This window comes from Xanthomonas citri pv. mangiferaeindicae (assembly GCA_002240395.1).
Classification (GTDB): Bacteria; Pseudomonadota; Gammaproteobacteria; order Xanthomonadales; family Xanthomonadaceae; genus Luteimonas; species Luteimonas citri_A.
On sequence record CP016836.1, the window covers coordinates 723553 to 741414 of the forward strand.

The 17862-nt window shown below is 68.0% G+C and carries 8 protein-coding genes and 2 pseudogenes; 3 read left to right on the forward strand and 7 right to left on the reverse strand.

The genetic code is table 11. The annotated features are described in order from the left end of the window. Positions 1-43 precede the first annotated feature (43 nt). Genes BEN78_03125 through BEN78_03140 form a run of 4 tightly spaced genes read right to left on the reverse strand, consistent with a single transcriptional unit; the run spans position 44 to position 3648 of the window. On the reverse strand, positions 44-1330 hold the full coding sequence (locus BEN78_03125; protein ID ASR42532.1) for a hypothetical protein: 1287 nt from the start codon (positions 1328-1330) through the stop codon (positions 44-46). Position 1331: 1 nt separating this feature from the next. Next, complete coding sequence (locus BEN78_03130; protein ID ASR42533.1) at positions 1332-1850, reverse strand: C4-dicarboxylate ABC transporter; 519 nt, start codon at positions 1848-1850, stop codon at positions 1332-1334. Positions 1851-1867: 17 nt separating this feature from the next. Continuing rightward, a complete protein-coding gene (locus tag BEN78_03135) occupies positions 1868-2860 on the reverse strand; it encodes a C4-dicarboxylate ABC transporter (GenBank protein ASR42534.1) in 993 nt (330 codons plus the stop codon). Continuing rightward, complete coding sequence (locus BEN78_03140) at positions 2857-3648, reverse strand: 2-keto-4-pentenoate hydratase (protein ASR44879.1); 792 nt, start codon at positions 3646-3648, stop codon at positions 2857-2859. Before BEN78_03140 ends, BEN78_03135 begins: the two co-directional genes overlap by 4 nt. A gap of 191 nt (positions 3649-3839) precedes the next feature. Here BEN78_03140 and BEN78_03145 point away from each other — a divergent pair. Together BEN78_03145 and BEN78_03150 are read left to right on the forward strand one after the other, a co-directional pair. Further along, a pseudogene (locus BEN78_03145) lies at positions 3840-4807 on the forward strand (hypothetical protein). After that, positions 4804-6398, forward strand: a pseudogene (locus tag BEN78_03150) (carboxylesterase). Before BEN78_03145 ends, BEN78_03150 begins: the two co-directional pseudogenes overlap by 4 nt. A gap of 41 nt (positions 6399-6439) precedes the next feature. On the opposite strand, the gene BEN78_03155 reads toward BEN78_03150, so the two are convergent. From BEN78_03155 to BEN78_03165, 3 genes are all read right to left on the reverse strand, one after another. After that, positions 6440-10249: a hypothetical protein gene (locus tag BEN78_03155; protein ASR42535.1), complete on the reverse strand. Its 3810-nt coding sequence runs from the start codon at positions 10247-10249 to the stop codon at positions 6440-6442. Between the two features lie 174 nt (positions 10250-10423). Beyond that, a complete protein-coding gene (locus BEN78_03160; GenBank protein ASR44880.1) occupies positions 10424-13507 on the reverse strand; it encodes a TonB-dependent receptor in 3084 nt (1027 codons plus the stop codon). A 320-nt stretch (positions 13508-13827) separates the two neighbouring features. Beyond that, complete coding sequence (locus BEN78_03165; protein ASR42536.1) at positions 13828-16635, reverse strand: TonB-dependent receptor; 2808 nt, start codon at positions 16633-16635, stop codon at positions 13828-13830. Positions 16636-16833: 198 nt separating this feature from the next. Between BEN78_03165 and BEN78_03170 the strand changes: the two genes are divergently transcribed. Further along, positions 16834-17859 (forward strand): 2-keto-3-deoxygluconate kinase, encoded by a 1026-nt coding sequence (locus BEN78_03170; GenBank protein ASR42537.1) that lies wholly within the window; start codon positions 16834-16836, stop codon positions 17857-17859. The last annotated feature ends 3 nt before the right edge of the window (positions 17860-17862 follow it).

The window sequence follows — 17862 nt, forward strand, 5'->3', positions numbered from 1 at the left end:
TCCGCCAACGCCCGTGTGCGATGGCGGACGCCGCGACGCGCCTTCAGCCGGCGCGCAGCACCGCCGGCAGCCACAGCGACAGGCTCGGGAACAGGGTCACGATCAACAGCACGCCCAGGCCCGCGAACCAGAACGGCCAGATCGTACGCATGCTCTCGCCGACGGTGATCTTGCCGATCGCGGTGCCGATGAACAGCACCGAGCCGACCGGCGGCGTGACCAGGCCCAGGCCGCCGGTGAGCACCAGCACCAGGCCGAAGTGGATCGGGTCGATGCCGTAGGCACGCGCCACCGGCAGGAAGATCGGCGTGCAGATCAGGATCAACGGGGCCAGGTCCATGAACGTGCCGAGCAGCAGCAGCATCAGCACGATCATCAGCAGCACCGCGAGCTTGCTGTGCGCGAACGATTGCAGGAACTCCACGGCGGCGCTGGGCACCTGGAGATAGGCCAGCAGCCAGCCGAACACCGATGCGGTCGCGATCACGAACAGGATCACGCCGGTGCTGCGCGCAGCATGGGTGATCGTGTCGATGAACTCGCGCACGCGCAACTGGCGATACAGCACGATCGTCACCAGCAACGCGTAGACCACCGCGATCGCCGCACTCTCGACCGCGGTGAAGATGCCGGCGCGGATGCCGACGAAGATCAGCGCGACCAGGCCCAGGCCCGGCAGCGCCGAGACCGTGCGCAGCAGCACCGCGCGCCAGCCGGGGAAGATCTCCACGCCGTAACCGCGGCGGCGCGCGACCAGGTAGCCGGTGATCATCAAGGCCAGCGTCATCAGCAGCGCCGGCACGATGCCGGCGGCGAACAGATCGGCGATCGACAGCCCGCCACCGGCAGCGGCCGAGAACAGGATCAGGTTGTGCGAGGGCGGCACCAGCAACGCGACCAGCGCGGCGGTGATGCTGACGTTGACCGCGAAATCGCGATCGTAGCCGCGCTTGACCATCTGCGGGATCATTGTGCCGCCCACTGCCGAGACGTCGGCGATCGCCGAGCCCGAGACGCCGCCGAAGAACAGCGACGACAGGATCGACACCTGGCCCAGGCCGCCGCGCATGCGTCCCACCAGCGACGAGGCCAGGGCGATCAAGCGCTCGGAGATGCCGCCACGCATCATGATTTCGCCGGCGAAGATGAACAACGGAATGGCGATCAGCGAGGCCGAGCCGGTGCCCGCCGAAATCTGCTGCACGAGCACGATCGACGGCAGGTCCAGATACAGCAGTGTCGCCAGCGCAGCGGCCGCCAGCGCGAACGCGACCGGGACGCCGAGCACCAGCAGCGCGGCGAAGACGATGAACAGGATCGCGATCGCCATGTCAGCAGACCTCCTCTTCGACGCGCGGACGCAGCGCCAATGCGAAACGGTTGAGTGCGAAGACCACCATCAGTGCGCCGCCGATCGACAGCGGCAGGTAGTTGATGCTCTGCGGCATCGCCGCGCCCGCGGCCTTGATATGCAGCCCGTCGAGCAGCAGCAGCGCGCCCCACCAGGCGATGACCGCGCCGATCGCGGCGATCACCAGCGGCACCAGCAGATCGATCCCGCGCCGGACCGCCGGGCGTACGTGGTCGTGCAGCAGGTAGAAGCCGAAGTGCCGGTTGGTGTGCACGCCGGCGGCCGCGCCCAGGCTCATCGCCGTGCTCAGCAGCAGCAGCGTGACCGGCTCGGTCCAACTGGGCGAATCGTTGATCACATAGCGGGCGAACACCTGCCAGCCCTGCACGACGACCAGCCCGAACAGGGCCGTGGCGGCGATGGCGATGGCGAGATGGGCGATCCGCTCGAGCAGGCGCCCGGCGGCGCCCAGCGGCGGGAGAGTCGAGGCTTCGGACATCGCGGGGTCCCCGTGTGTCAGGCGAAGTCGCGGATGCGACGGTAGAGGGTCTGGAGTTCGGGCTGGCGCAGGTAGCGCTCGCGCAACGGTGCAGCTGCCGCACGGAACGCGTCCATGTCGACCTCGTTGAACGCGATCCCGTAATCGCGCACGGCCTGGCGCGCCGCTTCCTCCGACGCGTCCCACAGCCGGCGCATCACCGGCACCGAGGCGCGCGCGGTGTCGATCAGCAGATCGCGGTCGGCTGGCGCCAGTGCATCGAGCGAGCGGCGCGAGATCAGCAGGATGTCCGGCGCATAGGAGTGCTCGCTCTGCGACCAGAACCGCGCTGCTTCGAAATGGCGGCTGGAATGGAAGCTGCGCATGTTGTTCTCGGCGCCGTCGATCATGTGCGTCTCCATGCCCGAGAACGTGTCGCCGAGCGACATCGGCGTGGGGTTGGCACCGAGCAGCCGCATTAGGTCGATGAACATGTCCGACGAGGCCACGCGCAGCTTCAGGCCATGCAGATCGCCCGGCGTGCGGATCGCGTGGCGGGTGTTGTAGAAACAGCGTGCGCCGCTGTCGTAGACCGCCAGCCCGACCAGATCGCGGCTGCCGAAGCCGTCGAGCACGGTTTGCGCGACACCTGCATCGAGCGCATGACGCAGATGCGCGACGGAGTCGAATGCATACGGCAGGCACAGCGCAGTGGTCAGCGGAAAAGCGTTGTTGAGCGCACCGGCGTAAACGCGAGTCATGTCGATCGCGCCGAAGCGCGCCATGTCGATCGCCTCGGCCTCACGCCCCAGTTGCCCGGAGTGGTACTGGCGCAGGCGTACGCGGCCCCCGGTCTCGCGTTCGAGCGTCTCGCCGATCCACTTCACCGCCTCGACCGTCGGATAGCCAGCGACGTGCACGTCGGTGGCGGTCAGCACGGTCGCGCCGTCGTCGGCACGCAAGGCGGCGGGCAGCAACGGCGCGGCGCACACCGCGCCGAGCCCGGCCAGAAAGCGCCGACGCGAGGTCATGCGACCGTCCCCGGCGTCTGGGGCGCAGCGGCCTCCACCTCCACGGTGATCGTGCCATGACCGTCGAAGATCACGTCGGCGCGCTGGCCAGGCGCGATGTCGTGGATACCGGTGGCATTGCCGGTCGCGATCAGCTCACCGCGGCGCAGCGGGCGGCCGCGCCGCGCCGAACGCGCCAGCGCGAACGCGAAAGCCGCACGCAGACCGCCGGGCAGCGTAGTCGCCCCGCCACTGCCCACGACCTCGCCGTCGATCCGACTCTCCACCCGCAGGCGCGCTTCGTCCAGACCCGTCCAGTCGGCGATTTCGCCGCCAACGACCAGGCCGTTGTTGTTGCCGAAATCGGAGATCACCACGCGCGGGCCGAGCACATTGATGGTCGCCAGTGGGCTGCTGGCCACCTCCAGCCCGATGAACAGCGTGGCCGGGTGCGCAGCCGCCTCGTCCGGGCTCCAATCGAGCTTGTCGGCAGGCGCGTCGGCGTCCAGGCGCAGCACGTACTCGGCCTCGATGGCACCGAAGCCACCGGCGAACACCGCGATGCGCGTGGCCGCCCCTGCCTGCTGCAGGTTGCGCCGGAAGATCGGGCCGAGCAGACGGTCGTCGCCCGAGGCGTCGCGCCGCTCGGCGGCGATGTAGCCGACTTTCCAGCCGACGACGGTGTCGGGCCATGCCGCGATCGCGGCGTCCTGCACGGCATAGGCGTCGACCAGCGTGTCGGGAATGACCCCTGGGAAGTCGGCAAGCGCGGCGCCATTGCGGCGCGCGTGCCCGAAGGCGTCGACGATGCCCCGGGTCGGGTCCGCAGGATCGTCCTGCGCGTTCGGATGCGCGGTGCCGTTATTCAAACTCGATCTCCTGACCTGGTCGTTGCTGCGCCGCAGATCGCGGGCGCTGGAAATGTCTTGTATGGTAAACCGGTGTCATCTTCAATGTGCAGTGCGGCAAAAGTCGTCGCACGCCACCACGTCTCGTCGGAATGCTCGCCATGCTGCGCAGATCCATCCGCCCGCTGTGTTGTGTGCTGTTGCTACTCGTCGCCGCCGGCCTCGGCGCAGTGCAGGCCGCCCCGATCGCAGAGAAGGCGCGCATCGAGCTGTGGCCAGCGGCTGAGGCATCGAACGGCGGCGACCGGGTCACCGAGCGCAGCCAAAACCCGGCACGTCCGGACCGGATCATCGAGGATGTCCGCACGCCCTACCTCGCGATGTACGCGCCGGCACGTCCCAATGGCAAGGCGCTGCTGGTCGTGCCCGGCGGCGGCTATGCGCGTGTGGTGCTCGACAAGGAGGGCACTGCATTGATTCCCACCTTCGTCGACGCGGCCGGCATCACGCTGTTCGTGCTGCGCTATCGCCTGCCCGACCGACGACATGCCGAAGGGGCCGACGCGCCGCTTGCCGATGCCCAGCGCGCGCTGCGAATCATTCGCGCACGCGCCCGAGATGACGGCATCGACCCGGCACGCATCGGGGTGATGGGATTCTCGGCCGGGGCCATGTCGCCGCCCGGCTGGCGACCCATCCGGCGCCGGCCTACGCGCCGGTCGACGCGATCGACCTCGTGGACCCGCGCCCGGACTTCGCACTGCTGATCTACCCGGTGATTTCGATGCGCGACGGCCTCGCGCACGCCGGGTCGCGCGACCGCCTGCTGGCCGCAAGTGACGTGCCGGCCGAGCTCGCATTGGCGCGCCTGTCGCCCGAGCGCCATGTCGACGCGCGCACGCCGCCGCTGTTCCTGCTGCACGCACAGGACGATCCCGCGGTGCCGGTCGGCAACGCGCTGGCGATGCACGCCGCCGCCCTCGCCGCCGGCGTGCCCACATCGCTGCATGTCTTCCCCACCGGCGGCCACGGCTTCGGCGTGCGCGACGCGCACGGCCCGTTGGCACATTGGCCGCACCTCGCCCTCGACTGGATCGACAGCCTGCCTCCTCGCCCATGACCGACACGCCCACCAACCCCCACCGCCGCCGCCTGCTCCAGGCCGGCGCCTTCGCCGGCGCCTTCGCCGCCCTGCCCGCTGCTTTTGCAGCCGCGCCCCGCACCACCGTCGCGCGCGTGGCCGGCGGCCGCATCGGCGGCGCGATCGAGGACGGCGTACACGTCTTCCGCGGCGTGCGCTACGGCGCCGACACCGCGCCGCGGCGGTTCATGCCCGCCGCGCCCACGCCGGCCTGGCGCGGCGTGCACGACGCGTTGGCCTATGGCGCGTCCGCACCGCAGCGCGGCGGCGAAGGCCCGGGCAGCGAGGACTGCCTGTTCCTCAACGTCTGGACACCCGGCCTGCGCGACGGTGCGCGCCGGCCGATCCTGGTCTACATCCACGGCGGCGCGTTCTCGACCGGATCGGGCAGCGATCCGCTCTACGACGGCGGCCCCTTGTGCCGCCGCGGCGATGTCGTGGTCGTCACCGTGAACCATCGCTTGAACGCGTTCGGCTACCTGGCGCTGCGCGACCTCGGCGGCCCGGCGCTGGCGCAGTCGGGCAATGTCGGCCAGCTCGATCTGGTACAGGCACTGCACTGGATCGCGGTACATGCCGAAGAGTTCGGCGGCGACGCGGGCAACGTGACGCTGTTCGGCCAGTCCGGCGGCGGCGCGAAGATCGCCACGCTGATGGCGATGCCGGCCGCGCGCGGTCTGTTCCACCGCGCCTGGACGATGAGCGGGCAGCAGGTCACCGCGGCCGGTCCGCGCGCCGCCGACCAGCGCGCGCGACTGTATCTGGATGCCCTGGGCGTGGCGCCAACGGACGTCGAACGGCTGCGCACAATGCCGATGCAGGCCCTGCTCGACGCGCAGCGCATCCGCGATCCCTCGCGGGTCGAGGACAGCAGCCTGTACTTCGGCCCGGTCGTGGACACCGTGACGTTGCCGCGTCATCCATTCTGGCCGGACGCGCCCCAGCAATCGGCGCAGATCCCGATGGTGATCGGCAACACGCGCGACGAAACCCGCGCCTTCCTCGGGCATGATCCGGACAACTTCAGCCTGGACTGGGACGCGCTGCCGGCGCGGTTGCGCACGCAGCAGTTCGTCGACCTCGACCCGGCGGTCGTGATCGCCGAGTACCGCCGCATGTATCCCGACTACACACCGTCGGAGGTGTTCTTCGCCGCCACCACCGCCGGCCGCTCGTGGCGCGGCGCGGTCGAGGAACTGGAGGTGCGCGCCGCTCAGGGCCGAAACACCTGGGCCTATCAGCTCGACTGGTATCCGCACGGCGGCGAACGGATGCGCGCCTTCCACACGCTCGACATTCCGTTGGTGTTCGGCACCATCGACCGTGCCGGCAGTCGCACCGGCGACGATGCGCGCGCGCGCGACATGGCCGCGGCGATGCAGGGCGCCCTGCTGGCGTTCGCACGCTCGGGGACCCGAATCACGCCGGCCTGACGCACTGGGCGCCCTACGGCCTGGCGCGCCGGGAGACGATGGTCTTCGACACCCCCTCACGGCTCGAAGACGACCCGCGCGGCGGCGAACGCCGGCTCTACCGGCAGGCGCCTTTCGTGCAGCGCGGCACGCAGTAGCCGGGCCGGGCGTCCGGCCGCTGGCCGGACGCCCGCACGCCTCAGCGCACCGGCACGGTGTTGTTCAGGCGCGTGACTTCTTCGGCCTCGCCCGGCAGCGCGATCCGCACGCGTGTGCCTTCGGGCAGGTGGCCCGCCGGCTGCAGGCGCACGGTCACGGTGCGCGGACGCAGGTCTCGCGGCGCCGCAAGCGGCGGCAGGTCTGCACGCGCAAGTTCGCGCCCGTCCGCAGTCTCGAGGATCGCCACGCCGCCCGGCGCATCGGCGTGGCCGAGACTGTGCACAGTCGCCTCGACTGCACCGTCGACCACGCGCACATCGCCGCGGCCGATGCCGATGTCCGGACGCGTTTCCACCGGGGTGCCGGCCTCGATGCGCTCGAACTCGAACACCTGGGTCTGCCCGGCCGCGAACGCCAGGTCGACCGACGCACTCGATTCGAGCCGCACCTCGCGCGTCTGTGCGCGGCCGTCGATGGTCTCGTCACCGGTGCGGTCTACGCCGCTGACCATCCGCCAGCGCCCAGGGGCGACGTTCCAGCCGGTCATCGTCGCGTGCGCGGTGCGCGTGCCGGCGTTGTACGCGATGACCTTGAAGCGTTCGCGCGAGGGTGCCGACACCAGCAACGCGACAGTTTCCGCCTGGGCGTCGTCGGCGAAGCGCCAGCTCACCGTGTGCCCGGGGTAGGTCGTATTGCGCTTGAGCGCGAGTCCGCCCAGCCGCGCGCGTTGCAGGAACTCGCTCGGCGCCTCGACCCGATCCGACCACCAGTGGCCCTCGGTGTTCATGTATTCGCGCTGCGCCTTGGCCTGGATACCGTCGGCATGCAGCGCCTCGAGATAGCGCTTGTCGCCGGTCTGCTGCCAGGCGAACACGCTCTGCACGCCGGTCTCGCCGCTGTCGGCCGATTGCTGCAGGCGCTTCCCCCAGTCCTCGCGCCGGTCGAGCGCGTCGACATAGTTCTCCGCCAGGTTCGACAGACCGGCCGGGCCGCTGCGGTCCACCCGGTACTGCAGCGGGCGCAGGTACTTCGCATCGCCGGTCCACCGCCACGCCGCCCAGTACAGGTGCATCGTGTCGGCGCCGCCCGAGCCGTCGAACAGGTCGCCGCCGCGCCGCTCGCCGGTCGCCCAGTGGATCTCGTTGGGCAGCTGCCAAGCGCCCGCCTCGTCGGTGTAGGCGTGCGCCAGATAGCCGTCGGCCAGCTCGGTGATCATCGATCGGCTGGTCGGGTCGGCATTGAACACGCCGAGCACGAACGCCGGATGCAGTACCGGGAACGAGTACGGCTTCTGCCACTGCCAGCGCGGTTCCCGGTAGACCTTGCGCCCGCCGAACCAGTTGCTCGAGAACAGCCGATGCCCCTGCGGATTGCGCAACACGATCTTCTCGTCGAGGTCGTGCACCGTGTCCATCAACCGGGTCATCGTCAGCGGATCGCCCCAGTTGAGCAGCGCCATCGCACTGTTGGTGTTGATGCCTTCCTCGTAGGCATGCAGTTCGTCGGTCTCGATCGTCGACAAACCGCCGGTGAACATGCCATTGGCATAGGCCGCGTCGGCCAGCGCGGTCAGCGAGGCGTTGAGCTTGTCAGGCAACACACCCATCAGTGCCAGCCCCGGCCACTGTTGCAGCAGGTCGCTGTCATCGGAGATCCCGCCCCCGAAGTCGCCGAACGGGACCTGACGCTCGTCGATCCACCATTCGACGAAGCGACGGACCGCCTTGAGATCCTCAAGCTGGCGGAACGCCCACAGCGGCACACCGGTCGGCGGCTCGGGCTGCACGAACGGCGGCCGGCCCTGGCTGTTGTAGCTCATGTAGTTCCAGTACAACCGGCCCAGCGCGTGGTCGGGATCGACCCGCAGCAGGTCGCTGATGTCGGCGTAGGCGCGCGCGTAGAGCCGCTGGCGCTTGGACGTGGTGTGCTCCTCGACCAGGAAGCCCCAGTTGTCGCGCACTTGGTTGAAGCGGTCGGCGACGTGTTCGACCAGCGCCTCGGCGCGCGGTTTGTAGACCATCCGGATCTGCGCCCCGTCCAGCGCGGCCCCATCGAAGCCCGGCGCCGCCGAGGCGATGCTGATCCACAGACTGTCGTCGGTGAGGATGCGGTCGCGCATGTCCAGAAACAGCGTGCGCGCCTGGCCCGGGCGCACCGAGACCGAGACATCGATCATGTCGCGCGCCGGCCAGATCGGGTCCTTGATGCGGATGTTGAGCGGAATCGCCGCCGTGCCGTCGACGGTATGCGTGGCCGGCAGGTCGAGCGCGGGCAGGTCGATCGCGATGCCGTCGAGCCCGTCGTACATGTTCTCCCAGCTGTGTGCCCAGCTGCGGATCAAGGGCTGCGCGGCCGGCGCATCGCCGATGCCCGAGGGAATCAGCACATGCACCACCGGTTGCCGCGGCGCATCGGCCGAAGCCGGCGCGCGCTTGCGGTACGCCGCCCGGCCGGGCAGCGCGATGACGGTGCTGCGTTCCTCCGGCGCGAACCGGCCCTCGATGTAGCCGCGCAGTTCGGCAAGATTGGTGTAGTCGACCTCGGCGTCGCTACGCACCGTGTAGACCTGCCGGACCGAGCCTGCCGGCTCGTCGGCGTCCTCGACGCGATACGCCCAGATTTCCTGGATCGGGGTTTCCTGGGCGACGTTCGCGAACCGCAGGTGCCCGCCGCGGCGCAGCGGAAAGTCGTCGACGCTGCGCACGATGCCCTGCGGCCGTTCGAACAGCGGCTGCAGGCTGCCCACGTCGTCGCCGGCCAGCACACGGCCGTAGGCGGCGCCGCGGATCTCGACCCGGTTGACCGGCTCGTCGGGCAAGGTCAAGTCGAGCGCCCGGCCACCCTCGACATAGGTGTTCCAGTCCGGCAGTTGGAAGTAGTCGTCGCGCCCGCGCAGCCGCGAGCGGTTGTAGACACCGGGCCAGGTGGTCTCGGCAATGCCGTCGGTGGCCTTCCACATCCATTGCTTGAGGTCGCGCGTATCAGCGAACTCGACCTTGCGGATCGACGTGGTCGGCGCATCGAGCAGCGGCGGCGCCGCGCCATTCTGCCAGCCGTGGCGGAACAGCCAGGCGGCCTGGCGCTGGGCGGGCGCGACCGACGAGGTCGGCGTGGCGAACGCGCGCACGGCCTGGACCGCGGCCGCATCGAGCATGCGGTCGTGGATGCGGATGTCGTCGAAATCGCTGCCGCGCAGAAAGTTGTAGCGGCTCTGCACCTGGTGCGGCGCAAGCACGCGCGCGGCCAGCCCGAACTGGTCGAGGCCGGCGTCGTAATCGAAGCTGGCCTGGGCGTTCGCCGGCCGGTCCTCGCGTGCGACCTCACGGCCGTCCACATACAGGCGCACGCCGAGCGTCTCGTCCCAGCCGAAGGCGATGTGGGTCCAGGCGTCGGCCGCAGGCGGCGTGTCCATGCGGAACGACACCCGAGAGCGCGCAAGATTGGCATCGGTCACGAACGCATCGAAGCCGTGCCCGTTCCAGTCGATCCGCAGCCACGCCATGTCCCAGCTCGAATGGTCGGCATAGCCGACGCGGAAGATCACGAACGGCGCCTCACCGACCGGATCGCGCGCGCGCCAGAAGAAGCTCAACGTGCCGCGCTGCGCGTCGATGTTGCCCGGCGCGTCCCACGACAGCACGCCATCGTCGTCCCAGGTGATCGCACTGCCGCGCACGCCGTCCTCGACCAGGCGCACCTTGTCCTGGAAGTTGGGGACCGGATCGCCAGCGGCGACGTCGGCCACCAGCCCCGTGTCGGCCGAGACATGGAACAGCAGCCGGGGGGCCTGCGCATGGCCGGCGGCGGACAGGCTCAACGCGCAGGCGGCGGCCAGGACTCGGATCGACATCGGATTCAAACGGTTGCCTCCCTCGACGGATGCACCGGCCGCAGCCGGCACGGGTACGGATTGTCGGACGATGCCGACCCGGCCGCACGCCCGCACCAGGCAGGCAGTGCCTCGCGCCGCAGCGGTGCGCGGGGCCAGCGGCGAACGCGACCTCGCGCCCGGCGCAGGGGCGGCTCAGAAGCGATAACGGGCACCAACGTAGTACTGCCGCCCGGTCACCGTGTAACGGTCGGGCAACATCAGGTCCGAGTCGACATAACGCCGGTCGGCGGTGTCGAGCAGATTGATCGCCTCGAACGTCAGGCTGAGCTTGTCGTTGACGCGATAGGACATGTTGAAGTCGACGTTGCGCACGCTGTGCTTGCCGGTCACATCGGCCGTGGCGAGCTGGTTGCCGTCCAGGTCCCAGACGTTCTCGCGGCTGAGCACCTCACCGATGTAGCCGTCGCGGTAGCTGGTGGACGCGCGCGCACTGAAGCGGCCGTCGTCGTAGTACAGCGTGGCGTTGTACGAGTTGGGTGAGAGGTTGACCAACTGGTTCTCGGTCACCTGGGTCACCACCGAGGCATTGCTGTTGGCCGCGGTGCTGAACATGTACTCGATGTCCGAATCGACGTGGGTGTAGTTCATCTGCACGCCGAAGTTGCGCCAGAACCCGGGCAGGAACGAGAACGGTTGCTGGTAGGTCAGTTCCCAGCCTTTCAGCGGACCACCCGGGGTGTTGTAGTAGCTCTGCACGTTGAAGATCGTCTCGGGCGTGAAACCCGGCGGCAGCAGCTCGAGGGCGTAGCCCAGATCCGACCACGTGCTCAGCAGACGGGTGCGCTGCACGTAGCTGTCGATGTCCTTGTAGAACACTGCCGCCGACAGCAGTCCGCCCTCGGCGAAGTACCACTCGGCGCTGAGGTCGTAGTTGGTCGAGCGGAACGGGTCGAGCTTGGGATTGCCGAGGTTGATCGAGAACACCCGCCCGTCGTCGAAGAAGTTCGTCGGCCCGCCGCTGACGCTGGGCGACATGTAGGTCAAGGTCGGCCGGGCCATGGTCTTGGCGGCGCCGAAGCGCAGCACGACGTTCTCGGCCACGTCCCACGACAGGTTCAGCGATGGCAGCACGTCGGTGTAGCTGTGACCGACCGTCGTCCCCACCAGCAGACGCTCGCCGGCATCGGCGGTCGCGCTGGCAACGCCGAAGAAGCGTTCGCAGTTGGCTTCGCCGCCGGTCGGGCACGGCGCCCAGCCCGACGCGTCGATCTGAGTCTTGACCACGCGCACGCCGACGTTGCCGCGCAAAGCGCGCTCGAGCAGGTCGGTGTTGAAGTCGAGCTGGCCGTAGACCGCCATGCTGCGCTCGGTCACCTCGAAGTTGTTGTTCGAGGACCCGAAGTGGCCGATGCCGGCAAGCCGATAGTCGCCACCGGGCATCCCGTTGTCGGCGTTGCTGTAGATATCGAGCAGATCGGCGATGCGATCGAAGTCTGGGATCAGCCACGAGGCCGGCATGCTGCCGGAAAGATTCTTGCCGAAGCCGTCGAGCGTGGTGCTCAGATCGCCCAGGGTCACTCCGGCCGGCAGCGCCTGCGGCAGACGTCCGTAGCTGATGTGGCGATATTCCTGGCTGCGCATCTCGTAGTCTTTCCACGCCAGGCCGGTGCGGAAGGTCAGGCTCGGGGTGAAGTCGACGGCCAGGTCCACCTTGGCGGTATCGAAGGCGTTCTTCACGTAGCTCGGATTGAGCCGCACCTCGCTGATGTTGGCGCCGCGCGCAGTGCCGTTGCTGTTGACCGGCACCGCACCGTAACCCAGCCAAGACCAGGCATCGGCGCTGCTGGTGTCGAACGGGAACGTCATGCTCGGCATCTGTGGATCGCCGCGCATGTCCAGCACGAAACCATCGAGGTTGGCATTGTCGAAGCTGACCATCGAGAACACCGGCCGCGCATAGTCGGACACCGAATGGCCGAGCGTGGCGTCCAGGCGGACGGCGTCGTTGAACCGGTGCTCGAGGTGCAGGCTGAACTGCTTGAACTCGGTCGACTCCTCGATCTGGCTCGACTCGGTGCGGAAGTCAACATTGTCGAACACGCCATAGACCAGGCGATTGCGCTCGTCGACCTCGGCCTCGCGCACGATGATCTGGGTCTTGCCGCCGAGATTGGCCGCGCGGTGCAGATTGGCCCCGAGCGAATCCTCGCGCTGATCCTTGTCGAGCTTGGAGTACATCGCATCGAAGCTCAGCAGGGTGTCGTCGCTGATCCGAAACTGCAACGCGCCGGTCACACCCAGGCGTTCGATCTCGTGTTTGGTGCGGATGTAGCGCGGGTAGCGCGGGATCCAGGCATTGGTCGCGGTCTCGTAGGCGTCGATGTTCGCTTGCGACCCTTCCGGCCGCGGCAGCCCGGTGCCGCAGTGGGCCGCGTCGACGCCCCAGGTGCCGTAGCCGTTGTTGCTGCTCGGGTTGCCCAATTCGCCCGACGTGGGATTGCGCGGGGTCTGCGGGTCATAGCCCGCAGGCGAGCAGAAGCCATAGGTGCCGTTGTTGTTGGCATTGGACTGGTTGGAGTTGCGGTGGTTGCCATGCTCCCAGCGCACCGGGTTGTAGCCTTCCTCGTAGATCGAACGCTCGCTATAGGACGCCGACAGCAACGCGCCGACCCGGCCATCGGCCCAGGTGTTGCTGATCAGGCCCGACACGCGCGGGTCGCTTTCCTCCGACAGCTGGTTGTAGCCCAACTGGCCGCTGGCCGAGGCGCGGAACCCGTCGAAATCGAACGGGCGCGAGCCGCGCAGGTCGACCGTCGAGCCCAGCGAACCTTCGTCCATCTGCGCCGACTGGGTCTTGTTGACCTTGACCTGACTGAAGAGCTCGGAGGCGAAGGTGTTGAAGTCGAAGCCGCGCGAGCGGTTGACGCCGGCGCTGCCGCTGCCGGCCGTCGCCAGCGCCTCCAGGCCGTTGAGGCGAACGCGGGTGAAGTCCGAGCCCAGGCCGCGCACGGAGATCCGCTGGCCCTCGCCCCCCTCGCGGTCGATCGAGATACCGGCCACGCGTTGCAGCGACTCGGCGAGGTTCTGGTCGGGGAACTTGCCGATGTCCTCGGCGAAGATCGCATCGACCTGCTCGACACTGTAGCGCTTCTCGTCGAGCGACTTCTGCAGGCTTTCGCGATAGCCGGTGACCGTGACCGCGGCCATGTCGGAAACGTGAGCAGGGCCCTCGGCGGCCTGCTGGGCAAAAGCCGGCGACGCCAGCACGACAGCGATGCCGGCCGCGAGCAGGGAAACCGGTGTCTTCCGGCGATCGGTCGTGTCTTGCATGGTCGGGCTCCTCCCCTGTGTCGCGCATCGAGCGGTGGCATCAGCACCGCGCCCCGAAATGACACCGATGGTCATTCGGGCCGAAACGGTAACAGCGGCGACACGCGCGGTGCATCTTGCAGCGCAACAAGCGCGACATCGGATGCGTGGATTGCACATGCGATGGGCACCGAGCACGATGCCGCCACACGTCTGCGCGTCGCTGATCCGCACATACGAAAACGGGGCGGCCCGCAGGCCGCCCCGTTTTGCCACACACAGATCGCTCAGAACTTGTAGCGCAGGCCCAGCAGATACTGGCGGCCGGTCTCGCTGTAGTCGAGCGGCAGGCGAGAGGCCGCACCGATCCAGGTTTCCGAGGGCTCGTTGGTGAGATTGATCCCTTCCAGGCTAAGTTCAATCTGATCGCTGATCCGGTAGCGTAGTGACGCATCGATCATCGTGGTCCCATTCTGTCCATGCACGTCATCGGTGAAGCCCGCCTCCTGGCCGGGTACCAGGATCAGGTAATCATCGCGATTGGTGGCCGACACGCGTCCGGAGAAGCTCTCGCCCTCGTAGAACAGCGTCGCGTTCCAAGACGTCTTCGACGAGCCGAGCAGGCGCTCGCGCAGCGAGGTCGCGCCGCTCGACGTCACGTACTGGATGTCGGTGTCGACGTAGGTGTAGTTGAGCTGCACGCCGAAGTTGCGCCATGCACCGGGCAGGAAAGTGAAGGGCTGAATATAGTTCGCCTCGAATCCCTTGAGCGGACCACCAGGTGTGTTGAGCGGCACGCTGAAGACGAAGTCGTCGTTGACAGTCGCCCCCGTCCCTTCGAGCAGGCTGGCCGGCAGTCCGCTCGACGCGTAACTGCGCACTTCTCGGAACGGTTGAATGGTCGTCTTGAGGTCCTTGTAGAACAGCCCCAGCCCGAGCATCGCGCCTTCGTCGAAATACCATTCGAAGCCCAGATCGGCGGTGTCGGCGCGGATCGGATCGAGTGTCGGGTTGCCACCGCTGACAGTGCGCGCACCGCCACTGACGTTGACGGTGACACCCGGCGTCAACGAGCCCAGTCCCGGCCTCGACATCACACGCGCGGCACCGAAGCGGATCAGGAAGTCCGGCGCGATCTCCGCGACAAGATTCATCGACGGCAGCGTGTCGCTGTACTCGCGCGACACGGTCGAGACGACCGGCGTGCCGCTGGCAGTCGCGATACCGGTCGAGGACTGTTTGGTGCGCACATAGCGCACGCCGAAATTGCCCGAGAACGGAATACTGCCCAGATCGGTCGAGAACTCGCCCTGCAGGTAGATGCCGCGATCCTGCTCCTCGACGCTGCGGCTGTTCACCGGACGATCGAGTAAGGTAAATGTGCCTTCGCCACTATAGATGTCGAAATAGTCGGCGATGCGCTCATAGCTCGGGATCACCCAGCTGCCCGGGCTGCCGTCGATTCCGCTCAAGTTGCCCTGACTGGTCAAGTCGGGTGGGACAACGAGGCTGCCGTCGGCGAATACGGGTACAGCGAGTTCCGAGCTCCGGCGTAGCTCACGCGTCGAGAACGTGTAATCCTTGGCCTGGATACCGCCTTTGAGTCGAAAGCCCGGGCTGATGTTCCAGTTGAAATCGAGTTGTGCGGTGTCGAACTCGTTTTCCACGTACTGGGGCCGCAAGCGAATTTCTGCCAGTGTCCAGCCGGTCGGATCGAGCGGATCGATGCCGTAGTTCAACACCGGCTTATAGGGATCGCCCCGGTAGTCATAGCTGTAGCCGTCGACGTTGTACTTGTCCATGATGATCGTGGTCTGGATCGGGTTCTCGTGCACGGAGCTTGAGGTACCGATCTTTCCGGACAGGGTGAAGTCGTCGGTGACGTCGAACTTGCCGTCCAGCGTCAACTGCTTGAAGACTGTGTTCCACTCGTCGTGGCGGTTCTCCGAGCGGATGTCGACATCGTCGAACAGGCCGTAGACCAATGCGCCGTTGCCGTCGATCACACCGTCGCGGACGATGGTGTGCGGCTTACCGGTCAACGGGTTCGTCGCAGGGTTCGGGTTCGCATTGCCGCGACTGAACGAGATCGCCTCGATGTACTTCTCATCGCGAACCGCGTCGATCTTCGAGTACAGGCCGTCGAGTGCGAACTCCATACGGTCGTTGGGCTTGAACTGCAGCGAGGCCGTCACCCCGGTGCGCTTCTGGTCGTGCTCCATCAAGGTGTAACGCGGGAAGCGCGGATGATAGACGTCGCTGCGGCACGCGTCCGGGAACGGCGAGGTGTTGGTCGGACTCGTCGACGTGGGACATCCGTTGAAGCCGCCATTGCTCAGCCCGTTGGCCCAGCGTCCGGTGCCACTGCCCTCCTCCAGCGTCTGCCGTTCGCTGTAGGCGGCCGACAGCAGTGCGCCGAAGCGACCATCAGCCCAGGTATTGGCGATCAAACCGGCGACCCGCGGGTCGGCCTTCGCCGCCATGTCGCTGTAGCTCGCCTGACCGCTGGCGACGACGGTGAGGCCGTCATAATCGAACGGCCGCGCGGTCCGCAGGTCGACCGTGGCGCCGAGCGAGCCTTCTTCCACGTCCGCTGACGCGGTCTTGCGCACGATCAACTGCGAGAACAAGTCGGAGGCGAACACGTTGAAGTCGAAGCCACGCCCGCGGTTGGAGCCGCCACTCTGGTCGGATCCACCGACGGTCGTCAGCGCTTCCATGCCATTGATGCGCACGCGTGTGAAATCAGGGCCCAGCCCGCGCACGGTGATCTGCCTGCCTTCGCCCGCGTCCCGCGCAATCACCACGCCGGGAATGCGCTGCAGCGATTCGGCGAGATTGAGATCGGGGAATTTGCCGATGTCCTCGGCCACGATCGCATCGACCACGCCGGCCTCGCCGCGCTTGATGTCGAGCGCCTTTTCCACGCTCGCGCGGTAGCCGACCACCCGCACTGTATCGAGCTCGGCGGCCTGGTCGTCAGCACCGGCGGGCTGCTGCGCGAGCACCGGGAAAGCGGCCGCCTGCAGCGCCAGCGCGATGCCAGTTGCCAACAAGGTAACCGGTGTCTTTTTTGAATCGACCCACTGCCTCATACGTCCCCTCCCAGGGTGGCCGGTGCATGGTGTGGCGCGGCTTGACTGCATCGTCGCGCTTGCTAATGTGGTGACGGCGCCCGAAATGACACCGCGGGCCAAACGCTATCAGAACGCCGCCGGCGACGCATGCTGCGGCGCGACAGACTCACATCCCGGCCTGCGCGCGTCGCCGGCCCACCCCACAGGTCATCGTTCATGAGCAAGCGCATCCTCTGTTTCGGCGAACTGCTGCTGCGCTTGGGCGCGCCAGGGCGCGAGCTCCTGTTGCAGAGCCGGCAATTGCAGGTCCACGTCGGCGGCGCGGAAGCCAATGTCGCGGTCTCGCTCGCCCGGTTCGGCCACGACAGCACCTTCGCGGGTACCGTCGCCGACAACGCGCTTGGCGAGGCCGCGCTCGGCGAACTGCGCCGCCACGGCGTCGACGTGTCGCGGGTCCACCGCGTTCCCGGGCGCATGGGCCTGTACTTCCTGGCGACCGGCGCCGGGCTGCGCCCCAGCGATGTCGTCTACGACCGCGCCGACTCGGCGTTCGCACGCGCCGCGGCCGAGACCTACGCTTGGCCGTCGCTGCTGGACGGCATCGATTGCCTGCACGTGTCCGGAGTGACCGCTGCGGTCGGCCCGGCCAGTGCGCAGGCCGCCGCCGACGCGGTCCGTGCCGCGCACGCACATGGCGCGCTGGTGTCGTTCGACGGCAACTTCCGGCCGAAGCTGTGGGCAACGTGGAACGACCGGCCCGCACCGCTGCTGCAGGCCTTGCTGGCCGAGGCGGACCTCGCGTTCATCGACTATCGCGACGTCGATCTGATTCTGGGGCCCGAGCCCGGCGAGGCGGACCTGCCGCCCGCCGAGCGCACGATCGCCGCCGCTGCACGCGCATTCGCGCGTTTCCCGCATCTGCAACGAATCGCCTGCACCCAGCGCGACGTGCGCAGTGTGGACAGCCACTTGCTCGGCGCCCTGCTCGTGCATCGCGACGGCGCGGTCCATCGGCTCGATCCATTACCGGTCGACGGCATCGTCGATCGCATCGGCGGCGGCGATGCCTTCGCCGCCGGCGTGCTGCACGGCGTGCTGTCGGGCATGACCGACGCGCAGGCCCTGGCATTCGGCCTGGGCGCGGCCCGGCTCAAGCACAGCGTCCCCGGCGACTTCAACCTCGTCGGCGCGGACGACGTCGCCGCCCTCGTCGACAGCGGCCGCCTGGACGTCCGTCGCTAAAAG